The sequence below is a fragment of the Streptomyces tritici genome (assembly GCF_048500665.1).
Classification (GTDB): domain Bacteria; phylum Actinomycetota; class Actinomycetes; order Streptomycetales; family Streptomycetaceae; genus Streptomyces; species Streptomyces tritici.
This window is the reverse complement of record NZ_CP183183.1, coordinates 841252-864358: the sequence shown is the minus strand read 5'-3', so window position 1 is coordinate 864358 and position 23107 is coordinate 841252. Positions and strand designations below refer to the sequence as shown.

Below are 23107 nucleotides of genomic sequence, written 5' to 3'. Positions count from 1 at the left end.
GATGACCCCGCGCACCGACTCCCCGCCGCCCCGGCCCGCGCCGGGCGACGACGCCTCCGTCGTACCCGTCGGCGACGCTCCCCTCGCCCCCGGCCGCAGACCCGGCGGGCCCTCGCGGCCGCCGGGGCGGCCCGACGGGCCCGAACCGCCCCGGCTCCCGGAGCCGGCGGACGCGCCCGACGAGGGGCGGGGGCCCGAGCCGTACGGGCCGCCCCCGAACGGCGTCGCCACGCTCCGGTTCGCCGTGCTCGGGGACTCCCTCAGCGAAGGGGTCGGGGACCGTGTCGAGGGGCGCTGGCGAGGCTGGGGCGCGCTGCTCGCCGAGCACCTCGGGGACGACGAACGCCCCGTCGCGTTCCGCAACTTCGCCGTCAGCGGGGCCCTCAGCCGGGACGTCGCCGAGGACCAGACCCCGCGCGCCCTCGCCTTCCGGCCGCACCTCGCCTCCGTCGTCGTCGGCGTCAACGACACCCTGCGCCGCACCTTCGACATAGGACGGCTCGCCCGCAGCCTCGACCGCGCCTGCGGCGAGCTGGCCGCCGCCGGAGCCGTCCTGCTCACCGCCTGCCTGCCCGACCCCGGCCGAATGCTCGCGCTGCCCGCCCCGCTCGCCCGGCCGCTCGCCCGCCGCCAGCGGGCCGTCAACACCGTCGTCCACGCCCTCGCCGCCCGCCACCGCACCCTCCACCTGCACCTCGCCGACCCCGTCTGGACCAGCGACCGCACCCTGTGGAGCGCCGACCGGCTGCACCCCGGCGAGCGCGGCCACCGGGCCATCGCCGCCGAGTTCCACGCCCTGCTGGCCGCCGCGGGCCTCGCCCACGGCACGCCGCCCGCCCGCGAACCCCGGCAGCCTCCGCCCACCACGCTCGACGTGCTGCTCTGGCTCGCCACCTCCGGCACCGGCTGGGTGGTCCGCCGCTGCCACGACCTGCTGCCGCAGCTGACGGTCCTCGCCGCGGACGAGCTGAGGCACCGCGCCCGCGGCACCGGCGCCCGCCTCGACCGGCGCGCCGAGCAGGCCCTGACCGCCGCCCTCGCGGCCGTGTCGCTCGACGTCCCCCGCGCCAAAATGGGGGAATGACCGGACGCTGGGAGTTCTGGATCGACCGCGGCGGCACCTTCACCGACGTCGTGGGCCGCCGCCCCGACGGCCGCCTCGTCACCCGCAAGCTGCTCTCCCACGACCCCGCGCGCCGGCAGGACGCCGCCGTCGCCGGGATCCGGCTGCTGCTCGGCCTCGGCCCGGAGGAGCCCGTCCCGGCCGACCGGATCGAGGTCGTCAAGATGGGCACGACCGTCGCCACCAACGCCCTCCTGGAGCGCCGCGGCGAGCCGACCGTCCTGCTGATCACCGAGGGCTTCCGCGACGCGCTCCGCATCGCGTACCAGAACCGGCCCCGCCTGTTCGACCGTCACATCGTGCTCCCCGAGGCGGTGTACGAGCGCGTCGTCGAGGTCCCCGAACGCGTCGACGCCCACGGCCGCGTCGTCCGCCCCCTCGACGAGGACGCCGCCGCCGACGCGCTGCGCACCGCGCACGACGACGGCTACCGCAGCGTCGCCGTCGTCCTGCTGCACGGCTACCGCCACCCCGCGCACGAGACCCGCGTCGCGGCCCTCGCCCGCGCCGCCGGCTTCCCGCAGATCAGCAGCTCGCACGAGGTCAGCCCGCTGATCCGGCTCGTGCCGCGCGGCGACACCACCGTCGTCGACGCCTACCTCTCGCCGATCCTGCGCCGCTACGTCGACGAGGTCGCCCGCGAACTGCGCGGCGTGCGGCTGATGTTCATGCAGTCCAACGGCGGGCTGCGCGAGGCCGCCCGCTTCCGCGGCAAGGACGCCGTCCTGTCCGGCCCCGCGGGCGGGGTCGTCGGCATGGCCCGCAGCTCCCGGCAGGCCGGCCACGACCGCGTCATCGGCTTCGACATGGGCGGCACGTCCACCGACGTGTCCCACTACGCGGGCGAGCTGGAGCGCGAACTCGGCACCCAGGTCGCCGGGGTCCGCATGCGCGCGCCCATGACGAGCATCCACACCGTCGCCGCCGGCGGCGGCTCCGTCCTGCACTACGACGGCAGCCGCTACCGCGTCGGCCCGGACTCCGCCGGCGCCGTCCCCGGCCCGGCCTGCTACCGCCGCGGCGGCCCGCTCACCGTCACCGACGCCAACGTCATGCTCGGCCGCGTCCAGCCCGCCCACTTCCCGGCCGTGTTCGGCCCCGACGGCGACCAGCCGCTCGACGCCGGCGTCGTCCGGGAGCGGTTCACCGCCCTCGCCGAAAAGGTCGGCGGCGGGCGCACCCCCGAGGAGGTCGCCGCCGGCTTCCTGGAGATCGCCGTCCTCGACATGGCCAACGCCGTGAAGAAGATCTCCGTCCAGCGCGGCCACGACGTCACCCGCTACGCCCTCACCAGCTTCGGCGGCGCCGGCGGCCAGCACGCCTGCGCCGTCGCCGACGCCCTCGGCATCGACACCGTCCTCGTCCCGCCGCTCGCCGGCGTCCTGTCCGCGTACGGCATCGGCCTCGCCGACGCCACCGTCCTGCGCGAGCAGTCCGTCGAGGCGGAACTCGACGCCGCCGCGCTCGCCCGCGTCGAGGAGCTGTGCGCCGCGCTCGCCGACCGCACCCGCGCCGAACTGCGCGCCGACGGCGTCCCCGACACGGCGATCGGCACCCGGGCCCGCGTCCTGCTGCGGTACGCGGGAACCGACGCGAGCCTGCCCGTACCGCTCGGAGCGGCGGACACGATGACCGAGGAGTTCACCGCCGCCCACCGCGCCCGGTACGCCTTCACCATGGACCGGCCGCTCGTCGTCGAGGCCGTCCAGGTCGAGGCCACCGGCGCCGCCGGGCCGCACGAACCCCCCGCCGCGGACACCTCCGACCGCCGCGGCCCGCTCGTCCCGCACGACACGGTCACCCTGCACACGGGCGGCGCGCCCCGCGACGTCCCGCTGCACCGCCGCGCGGACCTGCGTCCCGGCGACGTGGTCACCGGCCCCGCGATCGTCGCCGAACCGGACGCCACCACCGTCGTCGACCCCGGCTGGCGGGCCACCGCCACCCCGCAGGGTCATCTGCGGCTCACCCGCGCCACGCCCCGCCCGGCGCGCGTCGCCGCCGGGACCGAGGCCGACCCCGTCCTCCTGGAGGTCTTCAACAACCTCTTCATGGCGATCGCCGAGCAGATGGGCGTCCGCCTGGAGAACACCGCCCACTCCGTCAACATCAAGGAACGCCTCGACTTCTCCTGCGCGCTGTTCGACGCCGAGGGCCATCTGATCGCCAACGCCCCCCACATCCCCGTCCACCTCGGCTCCATGGGCGACTCCATCAAGGAGGTGCTGCGCCGCCGCGCCGGGGACCTGCGGCCGGGAGACGTGTACGCGGTCAACGACCCGTACCACGGCGGCACCCACCTGCCCGACGTCACCGTCGTCACCCCCGTCTTCGGCCCGGAGGGCGAGCTGCGCTTCCTCGTCGCCTCGCGGGGCCACCACGCCGAGATCGGCGGCCTCACCCCCGGCTCCATGCCGGCGTTCAGCCGCACCGTCCACGAGGAGGGCGTCCTCTTCGACGCCTGGCTGCTCGTCCGCGACGGCCGGCTGCGCGAGGAGGAGACCCGCGCCCTGCTCACCGGCGCCGCGTACCCGTCCCGCGACCCCGACACCAACCTCGCCGACCTGCGCGCCCAGATCGCCGCGAACGAGAAGGGCATCGAGGAACTCGGAAAGATGGTCGACCAGTTCGGCCTCGACGTCGTCCGCGCGTACATGCGGCACGTGCGCGACAACGCGGCGGAGTCGGTACGGCGGATCGTCGCGGGGCTGCGCGACGGCGCGTACCGCTACGAGACCGACGCCGGCGCGGTCGTCGAGGTCGCCGTCCGCGTCGACCGTGAACGCCGGTCCGCCGTCCTCGACTTCACCGGCACCTCGCCCCAGCAGCCGGGGAACTTCAACGCCCCGAAGTCGGTGGTGACGGCCGCCGTCCTGTACGTGTTCCGGACGCTCGTCGACGACGACATCCCGCTCAACAGCGGCTGCCTGGAGCCGCTGGAGATCCGCGTCCCGGACGGCTCCCTGCTCGCCCCCGCGTACCCGGCGGCCACGGTCGCCGGGAACGTCGAGACCTCGCAGGCGGTGACCGGGGCGCTGTACGCGGCCCTGGGCGTGCAGGCCGAGGGCTCGGGCACGATGAACAACGTGACGTTCGGCAACGACCGCGTCCAGTACTACGAGACCGTCGCCAGCGGCTCCGGCGCGGGCGACGGCTTCGACGGCGCGGACGCCGTGCAGACCCACATGACCAACTCGCGGCTCACCGACCCGGAGGTCCTGGAGTGGCGCCACCCGGTCCGCGTCGACGCCTTCGAGATCCGCACCGGCAGCGGCGGGCGCGGCCGGTGGCGTGGCGGCGACGGCGTGGTGCGCCGGCTGCGGTTCCTGGAGCCCATGACGGTGACCCTGCTGACCGGCCACCGCCGTGTCCCCCCGTACGGGATGGCGGGCGGCGCCCCCGGCGCCCTCGGCGAGAACGAGGTGCGCCGCGCCGACGGCACCACCGAGCGCCTGGCGGGCGTGGCCGCGGTCGAGGTCGGCCCGGACGACGTCCTGGTCCTGCGCACCCCTGGGGGAGGGGGATACGGCAGCCCGCCGGACGACGGGGACGACGGGGACGACGGGGTGGACGGGGAGGGCGGCGGCTGCGCGCCGGTGTCGCGCTGACCCGTGGCCGACCTGTGCTGGTCAGGGATGACATTCGGCCAATCGTTTGACGTGCGCCTGACAATTCAACATCCCTGTGGGACCTTCCCCGACGCACCCTCACACCCCCACGAGGACGTGGCCCGAAGGAGCGAACATGAAGCACATGTCGAAGCTCTCCTGCGTCACCGCCCTGATCGTCGCGGCCACCGCCGCGGCGGCCCCGGCGGCCACCGCGGCGGGACCCGCCGCCACCCAGCTGGTCGACGGCGTGATCGTCGTCTCGGGCAACACCTGCACCTGGACCAACGCCCGCACCAGCGCCAACCCGCCCACCGCCCTGACCATCGACCGCACCACCATCAACCGCCCCGGCGGCAACCTCACCTGCACCGGAGGCATCACCGCCGCGCTCAACAACAACCCCGCCCTCACCTTCGACGACGCGGCCGGCCGGGCCCGGGCCGACGTCCTCGACATCACCGGGACGATGAGCGGCATCTCCTGCCGCTACAAGGCGACGAACGTCCTGCTGAACCGCGACGGCACCACGCGGAAGTACGTGAACCAGGCCTTCACCGCGACGAAGACCTCCGGCAGCTTCCTGTGCCCGGGCTCCGTCACCACCGCCGCCGGAGACGCCACCCTCACCTTCCACTGACACCCCGCCCCGGAAGGGCCGGCACCGCGCCGCCGCCGGAAGGAGCCCGCCGGCGGCGGCGCCCGCCGCCCCGGCCGTACGGGACGGTCACCCGTTCGGGGCGGTCAGCCGTACGGGACGAAGCGCACCGGCGTCCCCGGCCGGGCCTGCGCCGCCGCGGCCAGGTCGTCCTCCCGGACCACCCCGACCACCGGGTAGCCGCCGGTCGTCGGATGGTCGGCCAGGAAGACCACCGGCCGCCCGTCCGGCGGCACCTGGACCGCGCCCAGCACCATGCCCTCGCTCGGCAGCTCGCCGGGCACGGCCCGCTCCAGCGCGGGCCCCTCCGTCCGCAGCCCGATCCGGTTGCTCGCCGCCGCCACCCGGTACTCCGCCGTGCCGAGCGCCCGCAGCGCCCCGGGCGTGAACCACCCGTCGCGCGGCCCCCGCCGCACCCGCAGCACCAGCACCTCCGGCGGGCCCGGCCACGGCGCGGCGTCGACGGCCGGCCCCGGTACGGCCGGAGCCGCCCCCAGCGGCAGCACCGCGCCGTCCGCCAGCGGCGCCGGACCCAGCCCGGACAGCAGGTCGGCCGACCGGCTGCCGAGCACGGGCTCCACGGCGATCCCGCCGCCGAACGCCACGTACGACCGCAGCCCCCGCACCGCCGCGCCCACGTCCAGCACCGCCCCGGCCGGAACCCGTACCGCCGCGCCCCACGCGGCCGGCCGCCCGTCCACGGTCACCGGGCACGGCGCGCCGCCCACCGCCACCGTCACGTCGCCGCGCGGGCGCACCGCGCACCCCGAGACCGTGGTCTCCAGGACGGCCGCCGTCTCCGGGTTGCCGGCCAGCCGGTTCACCAGCCGCGCCGCCGCCCGGTCCAGCGCGCCCGACCGCGGCACCCCGAGGTGGGCATGCCCCGGCCGCCCCTGGTCCTGCACGGTCGTCAGCGCCCCGGCCCGCACGACGGCGAACGCCCGGTCCGTCATCGCACGGCCGCCGTGAACCGCACCGGCGTGCCCGGGGCCAGCAGCGCGGCGGGCTCCCGCGCCGGGTCCCACAGCACCGCGTCCGTGCTGCCGATCAGCTGCCAGCCGCCGGGGGAGGAGCGCGGGTACACGCCGGTGTACGGCCCCGCGAGCGCGACCGAGCCCGCGGGCACGGCCGTGCGCGGCGTGGCCCGGCGCGGCACGTCGTACTCCGGGCCGAGCCCCGTCAGGTACCCGAAACCCGGCGCGAACCCGCAGAACGCGACGGTGTACGCGCCCGCCGTGTGGATCCGCACCGCCGCCTCCGGCGACACCCCCCACAGCGCCGCGACCTCCGCCAGGTCCGGTCCGTCGTAGCGGACCGGGACGACCACCGGCCCGGCGGCCCGCTCCGGCAGCTCGGGCACCTCCCAGCCGGGCAGCTCCGCCGCGAGGCGACGCGGCTCCGCCAGGCCGTCGAGGAGCACCGTCCGCGCCGCGGGCACGATCTCCCCCACCGCGGGCAGCGTGCCGGCCGCCCGCCGCCGCAGCAGCTCCGCGTGGAGCGCCCGCACCCGGGCCCCGTCCTCCAGCTCGACCAGCAGGGCGTGGTCCCCGACCTCGTACGTCCTCACGCGAACGCCTCCACGCGCACCCCGGCGGCCTCAAGGCGTGCCCGCACCCGGCGGGCGAGCGCCACCGCGCCCGGGGTGTCGCCGTGCAGGCACAGCGACCGGGCCCGGACGGGCACCGGCCGTCCGCAGTGCGAGGTCACGACGCCCGAGCGGGCCATGGCCAGCGACCGCTCCACCACCTCGTCGGGGTCGCTGACGACCGCCCCCTCCCGCGTCCGCGGCACGAGCGTGCCCTCCGCCGTGTACGCCCGGTCGCCGAACGCCTCGGCGACCACGGGCAGTCCGGCCTTCTCCGCCGCCGCGTGCAGCGCCGAGCCGGGCAGGCCCAGCAGCGGCAGCCGTTCGCCGCCGAGCAGCACGCCCTCGACGACCGCCGCCGCCTGCTCCTCGTCGCGCACCACCCGGTTGTAGAGCGCGCCGTGCGGCTTCACATAGGAGACCCGCGTCCCGGCCGCCCGCGCGAACACCTGCAGCGCGCCGATCTGGTACGCGACCTCCGCCGCCAGCTCCTCCGCCGGGACGTCCATCGCCCGGCGGCCGAAACCGGCCAGGTCGCGGTACGAGACCTGGGCGCCGATCCGCACCCCCAGCTCGGCCGCCCGCGCGCACACCCGGCGCATGGTGACGGCGTCCCCGGCGTGGAACCCGCAGGCCACGTTGGCGCTGGTCACGACCGACAGCAACTGCTCGTCGTCGGTCAGCCGCCAGCGGCCGAAACCCTCGCCGAGGTCGGCGTTCAGGTCGATCGAGGCCGAGGTCATGGGGGAGTCCCTCCTGTCGCGCGGGAGCACGCCACCGTAGGGGATTGTTCAACGATCCGACAAGAGGCGTGTTGTCCGGTCCTCGTTTCTGCGCTTGACTCGACGCCGCGGCCGGGTGGCGGAACAGGACCGAAGAGGACCGGGCGGACCGGGCGGACCGGGCGGACCGGGCGGACCGGGCGGACCGGGCGGCGGAACCGGACGGAGAGGCGGAGGACAGTGGAGGAAACCGGCGGGCGGGCCGAGGGCCTGGCCGGCGACCGGGCGCTGCTCGGGCGCACGAGCACGGCGGAACGGGTCGCGGACATCCTGCGCGGCCGGATCGCCGACGGCTGGTTCCCGCCCGGCGCCCGGCTCTCGGAGGAGAGCATCGGCGGCGCGCTCGGGATCTCCCGCAACACGCTGCGCGAGGCGTTCCGGCTGCTCACGCACGAACGCCTGCTGGTGCACGAACTCAACCGGGGCGTCTTCGTCCGGGTCCTCGCCGTGGACGACGTCGCCGACATCTACCGCACCCGGCGGCTCGTCGAGGTCGCCGTCCTGCACGGCCTCGGCCGCCCGCCGTACCCGCTCGACGCCCTCGCCGCCGCGGTCGCGGAGGGCGAGGAGGCGGCCCGGCTCGGCGACTGGACGGGCGTCTCCACCGCCAACATCCACTTCCACCGCGCCCTCGTCGCCCTCGCCGGCAGCGCCCGCACCGACGAACTGATGCGCGGGGTGCTCGCCGAACTCCGCCTCGCCTTCCACGTCGTGGCCGACCCACGCGGACTCCACGAGCCGTACCTCCTGCGGAACCGGGAGATTCTGGACGCGCTGGAGGCCGGGGAGCGCGCGACGGCGGAACGGCTGCTCGCCCGCTACCTGGACGACTCCCGCGACCGCATGATCGCCGCCTACGCCCGCTCCGTGGCGGCGGCGCGCGCCGGCCGCACGTGACTCCGGTCACGCGCCGGGCCCGAAGGGCCCGTTGACGCGGCGGGTGGTTTCTGCGCCGTTTCGACCGTTGTCACTGCGAGGACCTAATCTGTGCACCGTGACATCGCCTGCCTCGACGGACCTCGCTCCGCCCCAGCTCAGCGCGGGACCGCGACCCGCGCAGGGACCGGCCGCCGACGAAGGGCTGGCGCGGCGGCTGCGCGCGCTCGCGTGCACCGCGCCGCTGCACGACCTCGACGCCCGCAAGGCGAACCTGGCCGGCGAGTACTCGGTGTACGCGATGGCCGAGGTCGCGCTCGCCGCGATCGACCTCGTCACCCTCAACATGGACTTCGACACCGGCGCGGACCACGAGCAGATCGTCGCCCGGCTCCTGCCGCGCGTCGCCGCGCAGGCCCCGGGGCGGCCCGCCGCCGAGCACGAGCGGGTGGCCCGCTGGGTCCTGGAGAACCTGATCAACGTCGGCAGCGTCGACCGGGGCTTCCGCGCCGTGTACGGCACGTTCGGCCCGGACGGGGTGTACGTCCGGCGGGACTACGACTTCAAGCTCATCGAGGAGGTCCCCGGGTACGGCGGCGGTGTGTACCTGCGGACCACGGACGAGGCGGTCAACGTCCTCGTCGGCGCGCTCGACACGGACGTCACCAGCGCCCAGATCGCCGCCGAGGTCAAGCTGGAGGTGCTGATCAGCCGGGGCCGCCTCGCGGACGCGCAGCTCGCGGCCGAGCAGGCGCGGTACCGCACGGTCCAGTACGCGGAGACGCTGCGCAGGACGCTGGAGGCGACCCGGCGCAACGTACGGGCGGTCGACTGGCTGAGCGCGGTGCCCGACATGATCGCGGAGGCCCTCGACCACGTCGCCGACCGGTACCGCCACGAGAACGCGATCCTCACCAACATCCGCAAGGCGCGCGACGAGGCGGAGGACCACGAGCACAAGCGGCGCGCGGCCGAGCTCGTCGACATCGTCAAGGACTGCATCCGCCGGCACACCCAGCTCCAGTCCCGTCTGCTGGAGGCGGGCCCGCTGTTCCGCGCCGAGCAGGACCGGCAGGCGTTCGCCACGCCCACCGCGTACACCGGCATCGACCTGTACGGCCAGCTCGTCGCCCCGCTGCTGCCGCTGCCCGTCGAACAGGCGACGCGCGTCACCGACGCGTTCTTCGCCCGCGGCACGGGCCTGCGCACCCCCGTGTCGGTACGCGTCGGGGACCTCGTCGAGCTGCTGCTCACCCCGCCCGTCGAGCGGGAGCACCTCGGCGCGGAGATGCCCGAACCGGACCTGATCGCCACGCCGGACGACAGCCGCTTCAGCGAGGAGCAGCTCGCGAGCGCCATGGAACTGCTCGACCTGGAGCACGACGCCCCGCGCCGGCTGTCCGGCCTGCTCGCCGACGCCCGCCGCCGCGACCCCGACCTGCCGTACCTGGTCGCGCTGCTCGCCGTGCACGCGGCGAGCCCGCCGGTCGGCACGGCGTACCGCCAGGGCGAGGAGCGCCTGCTCTTCGCCGTCGACGACGGCACCCCGCTGGAGGACCCCGAGTTCGGCGGCGCCGACCTCATCGTCGGCACCGCCCTCCTCGACGCCGCCGGCATGGCCGCCGACCGGACGGAATCGGCATGAGCGACCTGATCCCGGACGACCGGGAACCCACCGGCGCGCCCGAACCCGCCGCGGCGGACGCCGTAGCGGCGGAGACGGCCACGGCGGAAGCGGCGACGGCTCCGACGGAAGCGGGGACTGCGGAGACGGCTCCGGTGGAGACGACGGCGGATGCGCCGACGGCGCACGGCGGCGAAACCTCCACTTCCGGCTCCGCCGGCGGAACCGCCGGGCGGGCCGAGACCGCCGGGCGCGCGGACGCCGCCGGGCGGGCCGACACCGCCGGGCGCGCCGACGCCGCCGGGCGGGCCGACACCGCCGAGCGCGCGGACGCCGCCGGGCGGGCCGACGTTGCCGGGCGCGCCGAGCGCGCCGACACCGCCGGGCGGGCCGCCGTCGTGTCCCGGGCGCGGATCGTCCGGGTGGACGTCGGGCCGCCGCCCGCCCCGCCCGCGACGCGGCCGTACGTACGCGGCGTACGGCTCGCCGACGTCTCGCCCGTCGTGGCCGCCCCGCCCGACCGGCCCGCCGTGCAGCCCGTGGAGCTGCCCCTGAAACCCGTACGACCGTCCGTACCCGCCGAGGAGCCCCAGTCGTGAGCGACCACCACGCCGAGCCCGCCGCCGCGTGGAGCGAGCCCGAGACCGTGCCCGCCGCGCCCGCGCCGGGCGGCGCCGTCACGCCCGCCGACGCCGCCGACGCGGCCCGGCTCGTCTCCTTCGGGCTGCAGCCCAAGCTGCTGCCCGCCCGCGACGCCGAGTACACGGAGCTGCTCCGCCGCTACCGCGAGGACCCCGCCTTCGCGCGCCTCGCCGACGCCGTCGCCACCGGACTCGGCCTCGTCGTCCTGGAGGTCTCGCCGCGCGCCGGCATGGCCGTCACCGCCGGCGAGGACTCCGTCTTCGCCGTCCGCATGGGCGACTACGCCCGCCGCGCCAACACCGACGCCGCCGACCGGTTCCTGCACGGCCTCGCCCACCTCGCCGTCGCCGCCCTGGCGTTCCCGCGGCCCGAGGACCTCGCCGACGACTCCTACATCGGCCGCATCACCGTCAACGGCGTCGACGCCTTCGTCCGCCAGGCCTGCCGCCGGCTCGAGGAGCGCGCCGAGCAGCAGGGCGACAACACCGACCCGGCGACCGACGCCCCCGGCCTGGAGGCCGCCTGGCGGATCTACGCCCGCCGCAGCGCCACCGGCGCCACCAAGGACGCCCGCCGCCTCGCCGGCTCGACCACCGGCATCGTCGGCAAGGCCGTCGCGTTCCTCACCGACTCCGGCTTCCTGCAGCGCACCGGCGACGACGCGGGCGGCGCGTACCGCACCACCGCCCGCTACCAGCTCCAGGTCCGCGACATGGCCGGCACCGCCGCCATGGCCGAGCTGATCGACCTCGGCGTCGTGCCCGTCACCGACGGCTCCGCCACCCTGCTCCCGCCGCCGGACGGCGACGACCTGGAGCTGGTCGCCGACGCCGGCCTGCCCTTCCACGCGTAACCGCCCCGCGTAACCACCGAACCAGCCGACGAGAGTTCGCCATGTACGAGTTGTCCCGGGTCCGCCTCTACTCCATCGGTCCCGCCGGTGCGCGCTACGCCGACACCGTCCTGGACCTGCGCGGAGTCGGCGAGCCCGTGCCCAACCCCGCCCCCACCCAGGCGGAGTTCTTCGAGGAGGAGCCGGTCGGCCCGCCGCGCCGCCCCGCGCCCGCGGGCGTCCTCTTCCTGGAGAACGGCGGCGGCAAGTCCGTCCTGCTCAAGCTGATCTTCTCGGTCATGCTGCCCGGCCACCGCAACACCCTCGGCGGCGCCAGCTCCGGCGTGCTGCGCAAGTTCCTGCTCGCCGACGACTGCGGCCATGTCGCGCTGGAGTGGCAGCACACGCTCACCGGCGAGCTGATCGTCGTCGGCAAGGTCAGCGAATGGCGCGGCCGCCAGGTCTCCAACGACCCGCGGAAGTTCGCCGAGGCCTGGTACTCCTTCCGGCCCGGCCCCGGCCTCAGCCTGGACAACCTGCCCGTCGCCGAGGCCACCGCCGTCCGCCCGGCTGCCGAGGGCGCCTCCGGCGCGCAGGGCCGCCGCCGCACGATGAAGGGCTTCCGCGACGCGCTGACGGAGGCCGGCAAGGCGTACCCCCACCTGGAGGTGTACTGGGAGGAGATCCACGACCGCTGGAACGAGCACCTCGGCGAGCTCGGCCTCGACCCCGAACTCTTCCGCTACCAGCGGGAGATGAACGCCGACGAGGGCGAGGCCGCCGGCCTGTTCGCGGTCAAGAAGGACTCCGACTTCACCGACCTGCTGCTGCGCGCCGTCACCGACACCCGCGACACCGACGGCCTCGCCGACCTCGTCAGCGGCTTCGGCAACAAGCTCGGCCGGCGCGCCGAGCTCACCGCCGAACGCGACTTCACCGCCGGCTCCGTCGACCTCCTCGGCCGCATCGTCGAGGCCGCCGACACCCGGGCCCGCGCCCGCGACGTCCACGCCGGCGCCGAGCGCCGCACCCGCACCCTCGCCCGGCGGCTCGCCGCCCGCGCCGCCGAGGAACGGGCCCGCGCCGCCGACCTCGCCCAGCAGGTCACCGCCGCCGCGCACGCCGTCTCCGAGGCCGAGCAGGCCCGCGGACGCAGCTCGCTCGTCGCCGCCGAACTCGCCTACCGCCACGCCTCGCTGGCGCTGACCGCCGCGGAGAAGAGCGCCGCCTCCCAGCGCCGCGAGCTGATCGACGCCCGCACCCTGCACTCCGCCTGGCAGGCCGCCGAGGCCGTCCTGCGGCACCGCGCCGCCGCCGACCGCTCGGCCCGCGTCGCCGCCGCGATCCAGGAGGCCGAGCGGGACGCCGCCCCGGCGCTCGCCGCCCGCGCCAAGGCCGCCGCCGACCTCGTACGGGCGCTGCACGCCGCCGCCGAGGAGGGCGAACGGCACGCGGCCGAGGAGGAGGAGCGCTCCGCCGCCCTCCAGGAGGCCGGCGAGACCGCGCACCGCGACGCCACCGCCGCCGCCACCGAGGCCCAGCGCGCCCGCAGCGAGGCGCAGCACCTGCGGCAGCGGCTCGCCGAGGTCGAGCAGGAGACGGCCGAGGCGGTACGGGCCGGCTGGCTCGACGACAGCGCCCCCGACGCCGACCCGGCCCGCGCCGCGCTCGCCGCGAGCGACGCGGAGAAGACCACCGTCGCGGCCTGGGACGCGGCCCGCGAGGCCGCCCGCACCGCCGCCGACCGGGCCCGGGAGGCCGCCGCCGCGGAGACCCGCGCCGAACTCGCGGCCGCCCGCGCGCAGGACGCGGCCTCCGCCGCCGAGTCCGCGTACGAGGCGGAGCGGCGCGCCGCGGAGTCGATCGCCGCCGACGAGCGCCTCGCCGAACTGCTCAGCCTCCCCTCGTCGGCCCCGGCCCTGCCGGGCCAGCGCGCCGCGGAGGAGCCCGGGACGGGCACCGGCGCCACCGAGGACGCGCCCACCGCCGGCGGGCCGGACTCCGCTCCCGACGGCTCCGGGCCTGCCGCGGACGGCACCGCGCCCGGCGCCGACGGCTCCGCGCCCGCCGCCCGCGGCGCCCGCGCGCAGGCGACCGCCGTCCATGCCCGCGCCGCCGTCCGCCGTCTCGACGGGCCTCTGACCGTCGAGGAGTTCGACCGGTACGCGGACGAACTGCGCGCCCTGCTCGACGGGTCGATCTCCTCCGCCGAGCGCAGCCTGTTCGACCTGCGCACCGCGGCCGCCGACGACGCACGCATCCTCGGCGCCCTCGGCGACGGCGGCCTGCTGCCGCCCGGACCGGACGTCCTGGCCACCGTCGAGTTCCTCGGCGAGCACGGCATCCCCGCCCTGCCCGGCTGGCGCTACCTCGCGCAGGCCGTCGACCCCGCCGACCACGCCCGCGTGCTCGCCGCCCGCCCCGAGCTGGTCGACGGCGTCGTGATCACCGACCCCGTCTCGTACACCCGCGCCCGTGAGGCCCTGGCCGGCGCCGCGCTGCTGCCGCGCTCCACCGTGGCCGTCGGCACCGCCGCCGCGCTGCTCGCCCCGGTCCCCGCGGCCGAGGGCGCCGACTCCGACGTGTTCCTCGTGCCGCCGAACCCGGCCATGCACGACGAGCACGCCGCCGACGAGGAGCGCCAGGCCCTGCGCGAGCGGGCCGCCCGCCGCGACGAGGAGATCCGCACGCTCGCCGCCCGGCTGGCCGGCGACCGGGCGCTGGCCGCCCGGATCGGCTCCTGGCGCGCCGACTGTCCGCCCGGCATGCTCGCCGAGCTGCAGGCCGCGGCCGTCGCCGCGCGCACCGCCGCCGAGGACGCGGCCGCCGCGCTGGCGGAGGCCCGTACCGTACGCGCCGAGGCCGAGGAGGCCGCCACCGACGCCGCCGGCGTCCGCGACGAGCGGCAGGAGGCGGCCCAGCGGGCCCGCCGCGCCGCCGACGCCCTCGCCGGCCTGGCGTTCCGGCTGCGCGAGCGCTCCGCCTGGCAGGCGAGGCTCCGGGAACTCGCCGACGAGGCAGCCGAGTCGGAGGCCCGCGCGCAGACCTGCCTGGAACGCGCCCGCGCCGCCGACGAGGACCGCCGCGCCGCCCAGCGCGCCGCCGACGACGCCCACCGCACCGCCCGCGCCCTGCGCGCCGAGCGCGCGGAGATCGCCGGCGCCCCGGAGAGCCTTCCGGAGGCCGACCCCGACGCGCCGCGCGTCGCCCTGCCGACGCTGCGGGAGGCGTACCGCGCCGCCTCGCAGGTGTACGAGAAGGTCGGCGTCGGCGCCGACCTGCGCGCCGAGCAGGCCCGCGCCGAGAGCGACGAGTCCGCCGCGCTCGCCGAGCTGGACCGGCTCACCAACAAGGTCCGCACCCGCGCCGAGCAGCTCCTGGAGTCCACCGACGGCGCCGACGGCCCGTCCCGCCAGGCCGCCGCGGCCCGTGCCGAGTCGCTCGTCCAGATGCTGGAGTCCCGGGCTTCCGAGGCCAGCGAGAAGCTGGGCCGGCTGCGCGGCGAGGCCGAGCGGCTCGCCCCCGAGGACGGCGCGGCGCACACCGAGCTGCCCGAGGACCAGGTCCCGGCCGACGCCGAGCAGGCGCAGACGCTGCTGCGCGGCGCCACCGCAGAACTCGCCGCCCGCACCGACGCCCTGGACGCCGCGCGCACCGCGCACACCCACCTGCTCCAGGCGCACCGGGCCGCGGAGGACGCCGCCGGCGGCTTCGACGAGACGGCGGCGCTCCTGCGCGACCTGCTGCGCGAGCACACCGACGAGGACCAGGAGCAGCCGGAGCCGTACCCGGGCGGTCTGGAGGAGGCCCGCCGGGCCGCCGCCGAGGCCCGTCGCTCGCTGCGCGGCTGCGCCGCCGACCTGTCGGCCGCCGAGGCGTCCGTGCGCGAGGCGAGCGACATCCTCGTCCGGCACGCCAACTCCACCCGGTACGAGCAGGTCCGCACCCCCGCCCGCCAGCAGATCCGTGAACTGCCCGCGGCCGCCCTGCCCGAGCACGCCGCGAAGTGGGCCGAGGCGTTCGCCCCGCGGCTGCGCGTCCTCACCGACGAGCTGGCGCAGCTGGAGCGCAACCGCGAATCGATCGTGGACCGGCTCCGCGGCCTCGTCGAGTCCGCGCTGACGACGCTGCGCTCGGCCCAGCGGCTGTCCCGGCTGCCGGAGGGGCTCGGCGAATGGTCGGGCCAGGAGTTCCTGCGCATAAGGTTCGACGAGCCCGACCAGGCCACGCTCACCGAGCGGCTCGGCGAGGTCGTCGACGAGGCCACCCGCGCGGCCGTCCGCAAGAACTCCGACCTGCGCCGGGACGGCATGTCCCTGCTGCTGCGCGGCGTGCAGGCGGCCCTCGAACCGCGCGGCGTCGCGGTGGAGATCCTCAAGCCGGACGCGGTGCTGCGCGCCGAGCGGGTGCCGGTCGGTCAGATGGGCGACGTGTTCTCCGGCGGCCAGCTGCTGACCGCCGCCATCGCGCTGTACTGCACGATGGCAGCGCTGCGCTCCAACGACCGGGGCCGCGACAAGCACCGGCACGCGGGCACGCTGTTCCTCGACAACCCGATCGGCCGCGCCAACGCCACGTACCTGCTGGAGCTCCAGCGGGCCGTGTCGGACGCGCTCGGCGTGCAGCTGCTGTACACCACCGGCCTCTTCGACACCACCGCGCTCGCCGAGTTCCCGCTGGTCATCCGGCTGCGGAACGACGCGGACCTGCGGGCGGGCCTGAAGTACATCAGCGTCGAGGAGCACCTGCGGCCCGGACTGCCCCAGCCGAGGACGGAGGGCGAGACGATCCACGGCGAGATCACCGCCACCCGCATGTTCCGCCGCACCCCGGACCCGGCCCCCCAGGCCCCGTCCGCGCCGGAAGCCGACTGAGATCCGACATGATGTGACCCAGGTCACATCGCGCTCCTGTCAGGAATCGCGTCGCTGTCCCGCTCAAGCCACTGACAGCACGCGAAACGACAGGAGCGCACCATGAAGCACCGCATCGTCGTCCTCGGCGCCGGCTACGCGGGCGCCTACGCGGCCGGAACCCTGGCCCGCCGGCTGTCCGCGTCGGACACCGAGGTCACCGTCGTCAACGCCGAACCGGACTTCGTCCAGCGGCTCCGGCTGCACCAGCTCGTGGCCGGCCAGGAGATCGAGGCGCCCAGGCTCGGCGAGCTCTTCGCCGGGACAGGCGTACGGCTCCGCGTGGCCCGCGTCACCGCCGTCGACCCCGAGCGCCGGGTCGTCGCCGTGGCCGACGCCCGCGGCGGCGAGGAGCTCGGCTACGACACGCTGGTCTACACGCTCGGCAGCCACGGCGCCGACGGCGGCGTCCCCGGCGCGGCCGAGCACGCCTACGACGTCGCCGCCCGGCCCTCCGCGCTGCGGCTGCGCGAGCGGCTGGACGGCCTGGACCGGGGCGGGCGGGTGGTGGTCGTCGGCGACGGGCTGACCGGCATCGAGACCGCCACCGAGATCGCCGAGTCCCGGCCCGGCCTGGCGGTGACGCTCGTCGCCCGCGGCGAGCTGGGCGCCCGCCTCTCCGACGGCGCCCGCGCCCACCTGCGCCGCGCGTGCGACCGGCTGGGCGTCACCGTCCTGGAGCACACCGAGGTCACCGCCGTCGAAGCGGCCCGGGTGCTGTGCGCCGACGGCGGCGTCCTGGCGTCCGACGCGACCGTGTGGACCGCCGGTTTCACCGTCGGCCCCCTCGCCGCCGCGGCCGGCCTGGAGGTCACCGCCGACGGCCGGATCGTCGTCGACCGCAGCATGCGGTCGGTCTCCCACCCGGACGTCTACGCCGCCGGCGACAGCGCGTACGCCATCGGCGACAACGGCCTGCCGCTGCCGATGTCCTGCGCCTCGGCCGGCTACACCGGCCGGCAGGCGGTGAACGCGATCGTGGCCCAGCTGACCGGCCGCCCGGCGGCCCGCACCAAGCTGGAGTACGTGGCCAACCACATCAGCCTGGGACGGCGCGACGCCATCCTGCAGCTGGTCGACGGGGAGGGCCTGGCGAAGCCGAAGTACCTCGCCGGCCGCAGGGCCGCGCGGGTCAAGGCGGGCATCCTGTGGATGTCGCTCTGGGCCAGCGTCCACCCGACGTTCGGCCTCCCCACGCGCAGGCGCCGGCTGGCCGCCGCCCCAACGGCCGCCCGCGCCCGGGCGGTTGCGCAGCCCTAGGGTGGTCCGCATGGACAGCACCGCCACCGACCGCTTCGACACCAGCCGGTTCGAGGCCAGCCGCGACCGGCTGGCCTCGCTGGCCTACCGGCTGCTCGGTTCGGCCACCGACGCCGAGGACGCCGTCCAGGACGCGTTCCTGCGCTGGCAGGCCGCCGACCGGCAGCGGATCGAGGTGCCGGAGGCATGGCTGACGAAGGTCGTCACCAACCTGTGCCTCGACCGGCTCCGCTCCGCGCAGGTCCGCCGCGAGCGCACGGTCGGCGCCTGGCTGCCGGAACCGCTGCTCGACGGCGACCCGATGCTCGGCCCGGCCGGCACGTTCGAGCAGCGCGAATCGGTCTCGCTGGCGGTGCTGATGCTCATGGAGCGCCTGTCGCCGGTCGAGCGGGCCGTGTACGTGCTGCGCGAGGCGTTCGCGTACGGGCACGCCGAGATCGCGGAGATCCTCGACATCAGCGAGTCCGCGAGCCAGCAGCACCTGCACCGGGCCCGGCGCCGCGTCACCGCAGTGCGCCGCGGCGGCGAGGTCGACGCGGCGTCGGCCCGCAGGATCGTCGAGGAGTTCCTCGCCGCCGCCGCCTCGGGCCGCACCGAGCGGCTGGTGGCGCTGCTCACCGACGACGCCACCGCGATCTCCGACGGCGCCGGCCTGGCGAAGAAGCTGCTGCGCTTCGACACCCCGCAGAGCGTCGCCGCCATCGCGCGGGCCGGCTTCAAGCCCAGCGACGCGAAGCGGCGGCTGGCCGGCGGCACGCCCGCCGTCCACTACGCGCTCGTCAACGGGGCCCCGGCGATCCTCTTCGTGGTCGGCGACCGGGTCGTCGGCGCCGTCACGTTCGACCTCGCCCACGGCCGGATCGCCACCGTCCGCGGCATCGCCGCCCCCGACCGGCTCGTCCGCCTCGCCGAGGCGTGGCGGCGGCAGCCCCCGGGCACGCCGCTCGTCGCCGAGTGGTGAGCGCGGGCGGTACGGGGGCTCAGGAACCGGGCCGGCCCGCCCCGGGGCGTCGCGGACGAGGAGCGCGAGCTGCGCGCGGTGGGCGCGCGAGGCCGGACGCGTCCGGACCGCTACGCCGCCTCCGCCATCGGCGAGCCGACCGCCTCGGACCCCGACGCGTCGGCCCCGCCCTGCCGCTTCGCCGCGCGCCGGGCCCGGCGCCGCTCGCGCCGCAGCTGACGGGCCGTGCTGCTGGGCACGGAGACCACGCCGTGCCGCTGGTTCCAGACCTGACGCGTCACCCACACGTCGAGGACGCTCCACGTGGCGGCGATCGTGCCCCCGACCGAGGTGAGCACCAGCGGGAACGCCAGCCACGACTCCGTCATCGTGAGGAAGAACGCGACCATCGCCTGTATCAGCGTGACGGCGACGAGCAGGACGGCGCGCACCGCCGCCGTGCGGACCGGATCGGGCATCCGGCGCACACCCTTCTCGTCGTCGACCCACAGCTGCTGCGGCGCCCGCGCCTCGTGCTCCATCGTGCCTGTCACTCCCCACCACCGAACGACTTCTGGGTGGCTGCCCGTTCTGCGCCGGTCCACACCGCTTCGCGCGGACAGAACCCTCCCTGCACGGAAGACGAACGAAGGGAGGGAAAGGTTTCCTCGTCAGCCCGGTACGGACGCACCGGAACGCCCAATTCCAGCCATCTGTGGCGGCGCGGGAATTGACGGCGGGGCAGGTGGCCTGCGCCACAGCGGCGAGACTCAACTCCCTGAATACCAGGACATCTCCTGATCAACGGTCACTCGGTAGGCTGAAAATCGCCCGGATGCACCTTCGAGTTGACTGTGATGCAGTAGTAGGCTCGCGCCGCCGTTTGTTCAAACCGAAGGTTGACGCCGCGTGTTGACGCCGAGCGTCACGACGACGAGGTGAGCACCCCCGCGGCGGCGAGGGGCGAGCTGGGGGAGGCCATGCGCTTTCGCGGGAAGTCCATCCGCCGGAAGATCGTGGCGTTGCTGCTCGTACCCCTCATCTCCCTCACCGGGCTGTGGGGCTTCGCCACGCTCCTGACCACCCGCGAGGCCGACCACCTGATCGGCGTCGGCTACGTGATCGAGAAGGTCGGCTACCCCGTCGAGGACATCGTTCGGGTGATTCAGCAGGAACGCCGGCAGTCCCTTCTCTATCTGGCCGATCCCCGCGCCTCCGACGCCCTCGCCGCCCTGCGCCGGCAGCGCGCCGCCACCGACGCCACCGTCGCCGAACTCCGCGCCAACGCCGCCGACGACGAGGTGCGCGAGGAACTGCAGCCCGGCTCCGCGCAACGCCTCGACCTGCTCCTCGAATCCCTCGACGGGATCGACTCGCTGCGCAGCTCCGTGGAACGCCGCAGCATCGACCGGCTCCAGGCGCTCACCTTCTTCGACCGGTTCGTCGACCCCTGCTACAGCTTCCTGATGACCCTGCACGCCCTCGAGAGCGTGGAGCTGGACAAGCAGGGCCGCGCGCTCGTCGGCGTCGCGCGGGCCCGGGAGATGCTCGCCCGCGAGGACGCCCTCGTCGTCTCCGCCCTCGTCGCCCGCCGCGTCACCGGCCCGGAGATCCGCGCGATCACCGACCTCGTCGCCCACCGCAAGCTGTTCTACGAGGTCAACCTGGAGGTCCTGCCCACCGACGACCGGCGCCGCTTCGAGGAGTACTGGAGCAGTCCGGCCGCCGGCCAGCTCCGCAAGGCCGAGGACGCGCTGATCGCCGCCGGCCCCACCAAGAACCCGCGCGGCGTCGACGCCGCCGCCTGGGAGGAGCTGAGCAGCCGGGTCCTCGACGACCTCGCGCGGGAGAACACCGAGGCCGGCGACCGCTACCAGGACCGCGTGCGGCCCGCCGTCCGCACCGTGCTCCTGGAGGCCGGCGTGGCCGGCGTCATCGGCTTCCTCGCCCTGCTCGTCTCGCTGGTCGTCTCCGTCCGCGTCGGCCGCGGACTCGTCCGCGACCTGCGGACGCTGCGCAAGGAGGCCCACGAGGTCTCCGGCGTCCGGCTGCCCAGCGTCATGCGCCGGCTCGCCGCCGGCGAACAGGTCGACGTCGAGACCGAGGTCCCGCGCCTGGAGTACGACAAGGACGAGGTCGGCCAGGTCGGCCACGCTCTCAACACCCTCCAGCGCGCCGCCGTCGAGGCCGCCGTCAAGCAGGCCGAGATGCGCCGCGGCGTCGCCGAGGTCTTCGTCAACCTCGCCCGCCGCAACCAGGTCCTGCTGCACCGCCAGCTGACCCTGCTCGACACCATGGAGCGCCGTACCGAGGACGCCGAGGAACTCGCCGACCTGTTCCGGCTCGACCACCTGACCACCCGCATGCGGCGGCACGCCGAGGGCCTGGTGATCCTGTCCGGCGCCGCGCCCTCCCGCCAGTGGCGCAAGCCCGTCCAGCTCATGGACGTCGTGCGCGCCGCGGTCGCCGAGGTCGAGGACTACGAGCGGATCGAGGTGCGCCGGCTGCCGCGGATCGGCGTCGGCGGCCCCGCCGTCGCCGACCTCACCCACCTGATCGCCGAACTCCTCGAGAACGCCACGGTGTTCTCCCCGCCGCACACCGCCGTGCAGGTCCTCGGCGAGCGCGTCGCCAACGGCTTCACCCTGGAGATCCACGACCGCGGCCTCGGCATGCACCCCGACGCCCTGCTCGACGCCAACCTCCGGCTCGCCGAGACCCCCGAGTTCGAGCTCTCCGACACCGACCGCCTCGGCCTGTTCGTGGTCAGCCGGCTCGCCCAGCGCCAGAACGTGCGGGTCTCGCTGCAGACCTCCCCGTACGGCGGCACCACCGCGGTCGTCTTCATCCCGGCCGCCCTGCTCACCGACGCCCCCGAGACCCAGGGCGCCGGCTTCCGCCTCGACCGCAAGAGCCCCGCGGAGGCGCCCGCGCGCCCGGCGCTCACCCAGGTCCCCTCCCAGGGCACCGCCGCCGCCCGCCGCGGCGCGCCGGCCGTGCTCGACGGCCCCGTCGAACTCGAGGCCCCGCTCCCCGACCTCGACGCGCTGCTGGAGTCCACCGGCGACCTCGAGGACACCGAGAGCGAGCGCGGCGGCATCTTCCGGGCCCGCGAACTGCGGCGCCCCGGCACCGGCGAGCAGCACCAGCAGGCGTACGACCACGGCGCCGCTCCCGGCCCCGCGGGGCCCGCCGGCCGTGCCCCGGGCCGCGACGAGGGTCCCGTCCCGCTGCCCCGCCGCCGCCCGCCCACGCTGGTCAGCGACCACGGCCGGCGCGTCGACGAACCCGGCCGCGCCCACCCCGGCCTCGGCCGCGACGCCGCTTCCGCGCACGACGCCGCCTCCGCCCGCGACGCCGAGCGCGCCGCCGGCCGTGACGCCGAGCGCGCCGCCGGCCGGGACCCGGGCCGTGACCCCGAGCGGGCCGACGGCCGCGACCGGCCGACGCTCCCCACCCTTCTGCCCGGCCGCAAGCCCGACCCGGCGCCCGCCCCCGGGCCCGCGGCCCCGGCCGCGCCCACGCTCGTCCCCGTACCGCCGGAGGGCCCCGCGCCGTTCGGCGGACTGCCGCGCCGCGTTCGCCAGGCCAGCCTCGCCCCGCAGCTGCGGGACGCCTCGGCCTCCGGCGGCGCGGACGCCCGTACGACCGGACCGACCGAGCCGGACGTCGAGCGCGACGCCGAGGAAGTGCGCCGCCGCATGTCCTCGATGCAGCGCGGCTGGCAGCGCGGACGCCGGCAGAACGCCCAGAGCCACGCGGCCCCCGGCCGTCCGGCCCCGGGCCAGACAGCACCAGGAACGACACCCGAGGGGGACGGTCGATGACCGCACCGAACGCCGCAGTGCCCAACACCTCCGGAAACACCGACGGGGAGCTCAACTGGCTCCTCGACGAGCTGGTCCAGCGGGTCGGGTCGATCCGCAAGGCCCTGGTGCTCTCCAGCGACGGCCTCGCCACCGGCGCCTCGAAGGACCTCACCCGCGAGGACGGCGAGCACCTCGCCGCCGTCGCCTCCGGGTTCCACAGCCTCGCCAAGGGCGTCGGCCGCCACTTCGACGCGGGCCAGGTCCGCCAGACCGTCGTCGAACTCGACGACGCCTTCCTCTTCGTCACCGCCGCCGGCGACGGAAGCTGCCTCGCCGTGCTCGCGGACGCCGACTCCGACGTCGGTCAGGTCGCCTACGAGATGACGCTGATGGTGAAGCGGGTCGGCGCCCACCTCGCCACGGCGCCCCGGTCCGGGCTGCACACCGGAGGGTGA

Annotated in this window: 16 protein-coding genes; 12 read left to right on the top strand and 4 right to left on the bottom strand. The window is 76.3% G+C overall.

What is annotated here, in order from left to right:
* The first annotated feature begins 1 nt into the window (after window position 1).
* The 3 genes from ACNJ93_RS03980 (at window position 2) to ACNJ93_RS03970 (ending at window position 5371) form a co-directional block, all read left to right on the top strand.
* Window positions 2-1084, top strand: coding sequence for a GDSL-type esterase/lipase family protein (locus tag ACNJ93_RS03980; protein ID WP_418955923.1), 1083 nt, complete (start codon window positions 2-4; stop codon window positions 1082-1084).
* Window positions 1081-4731 carry a hydantoinase B/oxoprolinase family protein gene (locus ACNJ93_RS03975; RefSeq protein WP_418955922.1) on the top strand — a complete coding sequence of 1217 codons (3651 nt, stop codon included), beginning with the start codon at window positions 1081-1083 and terminating at the stop codon, window positions 4729-4731. Before ACNJ93_RS03980 ends, ACNJ93_RS03975 begins: the two co-directional genes overlap by 4 nt.
* Before the next feature lie 136 nt (window positions 4732-4867).
* Complete coding sequence (locus ACNJ93_RS03970) at window positions 4868-5371, top strand: hypothetical protein (protein ID WP_418955921.1); 504 nt, start codon at window positions 4868-4870, stop codon at window positions 5369-5371.
* Between the two features lie 104 nt (window positions 5372-5475).
* Here ACNJ93_RS03970 and ACNJ93_RS03965 read toward each other — a convergent pair whose 3' ends face one another.
* Genes ACNJ93_RS03965 through ACNJ93_RS03955 form a run of 3 tightly spaced genes read right to left on the bottom strand, consistent with a single transcriptional unit; the run spans window position 5476 to window position 7717 of the window.
* Window positions 5476-6342 (bottom strand): biotin-dependent carboxyltransferase family protein, encoded by an 867-nt coding sequence (locus ACNJ93_RS03965; protein ID WP_418955920.1) that lies wholly within the window; start codon window positions 6340-6342, stop codon window positions 5476-5478.
* Window positions 6339-6956, bottom strand: a complete 618-nt coding sequence (locus tag ACNJ93_RS03960; RefSeq protein ID WP_418955919.1) for a 5-oxoprolinase subunit B family protein — start codon at window positions 6954-6956, stop codon at window positions 6339-6341. Before ACNJ93_RS03960 ends, ACNJ93_RS03965 begins: the two co-directional genes overlap by 4 nt.
* Window positions 6953-7717, bottom strand: a complete 765-nt coding sequence (locus ACNJ93_RS03955) for a LamB/YcsF family protein (protein WP_418955918.1) — start codon at window positions 7715-7717, stop codon at window positions 6953-6955. The genes ACNJ93_RS03960 and ACNJ93_RS03955 overlap by 4 nt, the downstream gene beginning before the upstream one ends.
* A gap of 219 nt (window positions 7718-7936) precedes the next feature.
* On the opposite strand from ACNJ93_RS03955, the gene ACNJ93_RS03950 reads away from it, so the two are divergent.
* The 7 genes from ACNJ93_RS03950 to ACNJ93_RS03920 all read left to right on the top strand — a co-directional run bounded on the left by ACNJ93_RS03950 (window position 7937) and on the right by ACNJ93_RS03920 (window position 18864).
* Window positions 7937-8653 (top strand): GntR family transcriptional regulator, encoded by a 717-nt coding sequence (locus ACNJ93_RS03950; RefSeq protein WP_418955917.1) that lies wholly within the window; start codon window positions 7937-7939, stop codon window positions 8651-8653.
* 97 nt (window positions 8654-8750) lie between these two features.
* Window positions 8751-10277, top strand: a complete 1527-nt coding sequence (locus ACNJ93_RS03945; protein ID WP_418955916.1) for a hypothetical protein — start codon at window positions 8751-8753, stop codon at window positions 10275-10277.
* Entirely contained in the window at window positions 10274-10855 is a 582-nt protein-coding gene (locus ACNJ93_RS03940; RefSeq protein ID WP_418955915.1) for a hypothetical protein, read from the top strand. The genes ACNJ93_RS03945 and ACNJ93_RS03940 overlap by 4 nt, the downstream gene beginning before the upstream one ends.
* Window positions 10852-11751 carry a hypothetical protein gene (locus ACNJ93_RS03935; protein ID WP_418955914.1) on the top strand — a complete coding sequence of 300 codons (900 nt, stop codon included), beginning with the start codon at window positions 10852-10854 and terminating at the stop codon, window positions 11749-11751. Before ACNJ93_RS03940 ends, ACNJ93_RS03935 begins: the two co-directional genes overlap by 4 nt.
* Window positions 11752-11792: 41 nt before the next feature.
* Window positions 11793-16604, top strand: a complete 4812-nt coding sequence (locus ACNJ93_RS03930) for a hypothetical protein (protein ID WP_418955913.1) — start codon at window positions 11793-11795, stop codon at window positions 16602-16604.
* Window positions 16605-16706: 102 nt separating this feature from the next.
* On the top strand, window positions 16707-17903 hold the full coding sequence (locus ACNJ93_RS03925) for an NAD(P)/FAD-dependent oxidoreductase (RefSeq protein WP_418955912.1): 1197 nt from the start codon (window positions 16707-16709) through the stop codon (window positions 17901-17903).
* Window positions 17904-17913: 10 nt separating this feature from the next.
* Complete coding sequence (locus ACNJ93_RS03920; protein WP_418955911.1) at window positions 17914-18864, top strand: sigma-70 family RNA polymerase sigma factor; 951 nt, start codon at window positions 17914-17916, stop codon at window positions 18862-18864.
* Window positions 18865-18974: 110 nt separating this feature from the next.
* On the opposite strand, the gene ACNJ93_RS03915 is transcribed toward ACNJ93_RS03920, so the two are convergent.
* Window positions 18975-19385: a hypothetical protein gene (locus tag ACNJ93_RS03915; RefSeq protein ID WP_418955910.1), complete on the bottom strand. Its 411-nt coding sequence runs from the start codon at window positions 19383-19385 to the stop codon at window positions 18975-18977.
* Between the two features lie 438 nt (window positions 19386-19823).
* Between ACNJ93_RS03915 and ACNJ93_RS03910 the strand changes: the two genes are divergently transcribed.
* Both ACNJ93_RS03910 and ACNJ93_RS03905 read left to right on the top strand, forming a co-directional pair.
* On the top strand, window positions 19824-22670 hold the full coding sequence (locus ACNJ93_RS03910) for a nitrate- and nitrite sensing domain-containing protein (protein WP_418961301.1): 2847 nt from the start codon (window positions 19824-19826) through the stop codon (window positions 22668-22670).
* A complete protein-coding gene (locus ACNJ93_RS03905) occupies window positions 22667-23107 on the top strand; it encodes a roadblock/LC7 domain-containing protein (protein WP_418955909.1) in 441 nt (146 codons plus the stop codon). The genes ACNJ93_RS03910 and ACNJ93_RS03905 overlap by 4 nt, the downstream gene beginning before the upstream one ends.

What these genes read in the sequence shown, in the direction of transcription:
- ACNJ93_RS03980 (WP_418955923.1), top strand. Translation starts at nt 2, where the DNA reads ATGACCCCGCGCACCGACTCCCCGCCGCCCCGGCCCGCGCCGGGCGAC.
- ACNJ93_RS03975 (WP_418955922.1), top strand. Translation starts at nt 1,081, where the DNA reads ATGACCGGACGCTGGGAGTTCTGGATCGACCGCGGCGGCACCTTCACC.
- ACNJ93_RS03970 (WP_418955921.1), top strand. Translation starts at nt 4,868, where the DNA reads ATGAAGCACATGTCGAAGCTCTCCTGCGTCACCGCCCTGATCGTCGCG.
- ACNJ93_RS03965 (WP_418955920.1), bottom strand. Translation starts at nt 6,342, where the DNA reads ATGACGGACCGGGCGTTCGCCGTCGTGCGGGCCGGGGCGCTGACGACC.
- ACNJ93_RS03955 (WP_418955918.1), bottom strand. Translation starts at nt 7,717, where the DNA reads ATGACCTCGGCCTCGATCGACCTGAACGCCGACCTCGGCGAGGGTTTC.
- ACNJ93_RS03940 (WP_418955915.1), top strand. Translation starts at nt 10,274, where the DNA reads ATGAGCGACCTGATCCCGGACGACCGGGAACCCACCGGCGCGCCCGAA.
- ACNJ93_RS03930 (WP_418955913.1), top strand. Translation starts at nt 11,793, where the DNA reads ATGTACGAGTTGTCCCGGGTCCGCCTCTACTCCATCGGTCCCGCCGGT.
- ACNJ93_RS03925 (WP_418955912.1), top strand. Translation starts at nt 16,707, where the DNA reads ATGAAGCACCGCATCGTCGTCCTCGGCGCCGGCTACGCGGGCGCCTAC.
- ACNJ93_RS03920 (WP_418955911.1), top strand. Translation starts at nt 17,914, where the DNA reads ATGGACAGCACCGCCACCGACCGCTTCGACACCAGCCGGTTCGAGGCC.
- ACNJ93_RS03915 (WP_418955910.1), bottom strand. Translation starts at nt 19,385, where the DNA reads ATGGAGCACGAGGCGCGGGCGCCGCAGCAGCTGTGGGTCGACGACGAG.
- ACNJ93_RS03910 (WP_418961301.1), top strand. Translation starts at nt 19,824, where the DNA reads ATGCGCTTTCGCGGGAAGTCCATCCGCCGGAAGATCGTGGCGTTGCTG.
- ACNJ93_RS03905 (WP_418955909.1), top strand. Translation starts at nt 22,667, where the DNA reads ATGACCGCACCGAACGCCGCAGTGCCCAACACCTCCGGAAACACCGAC.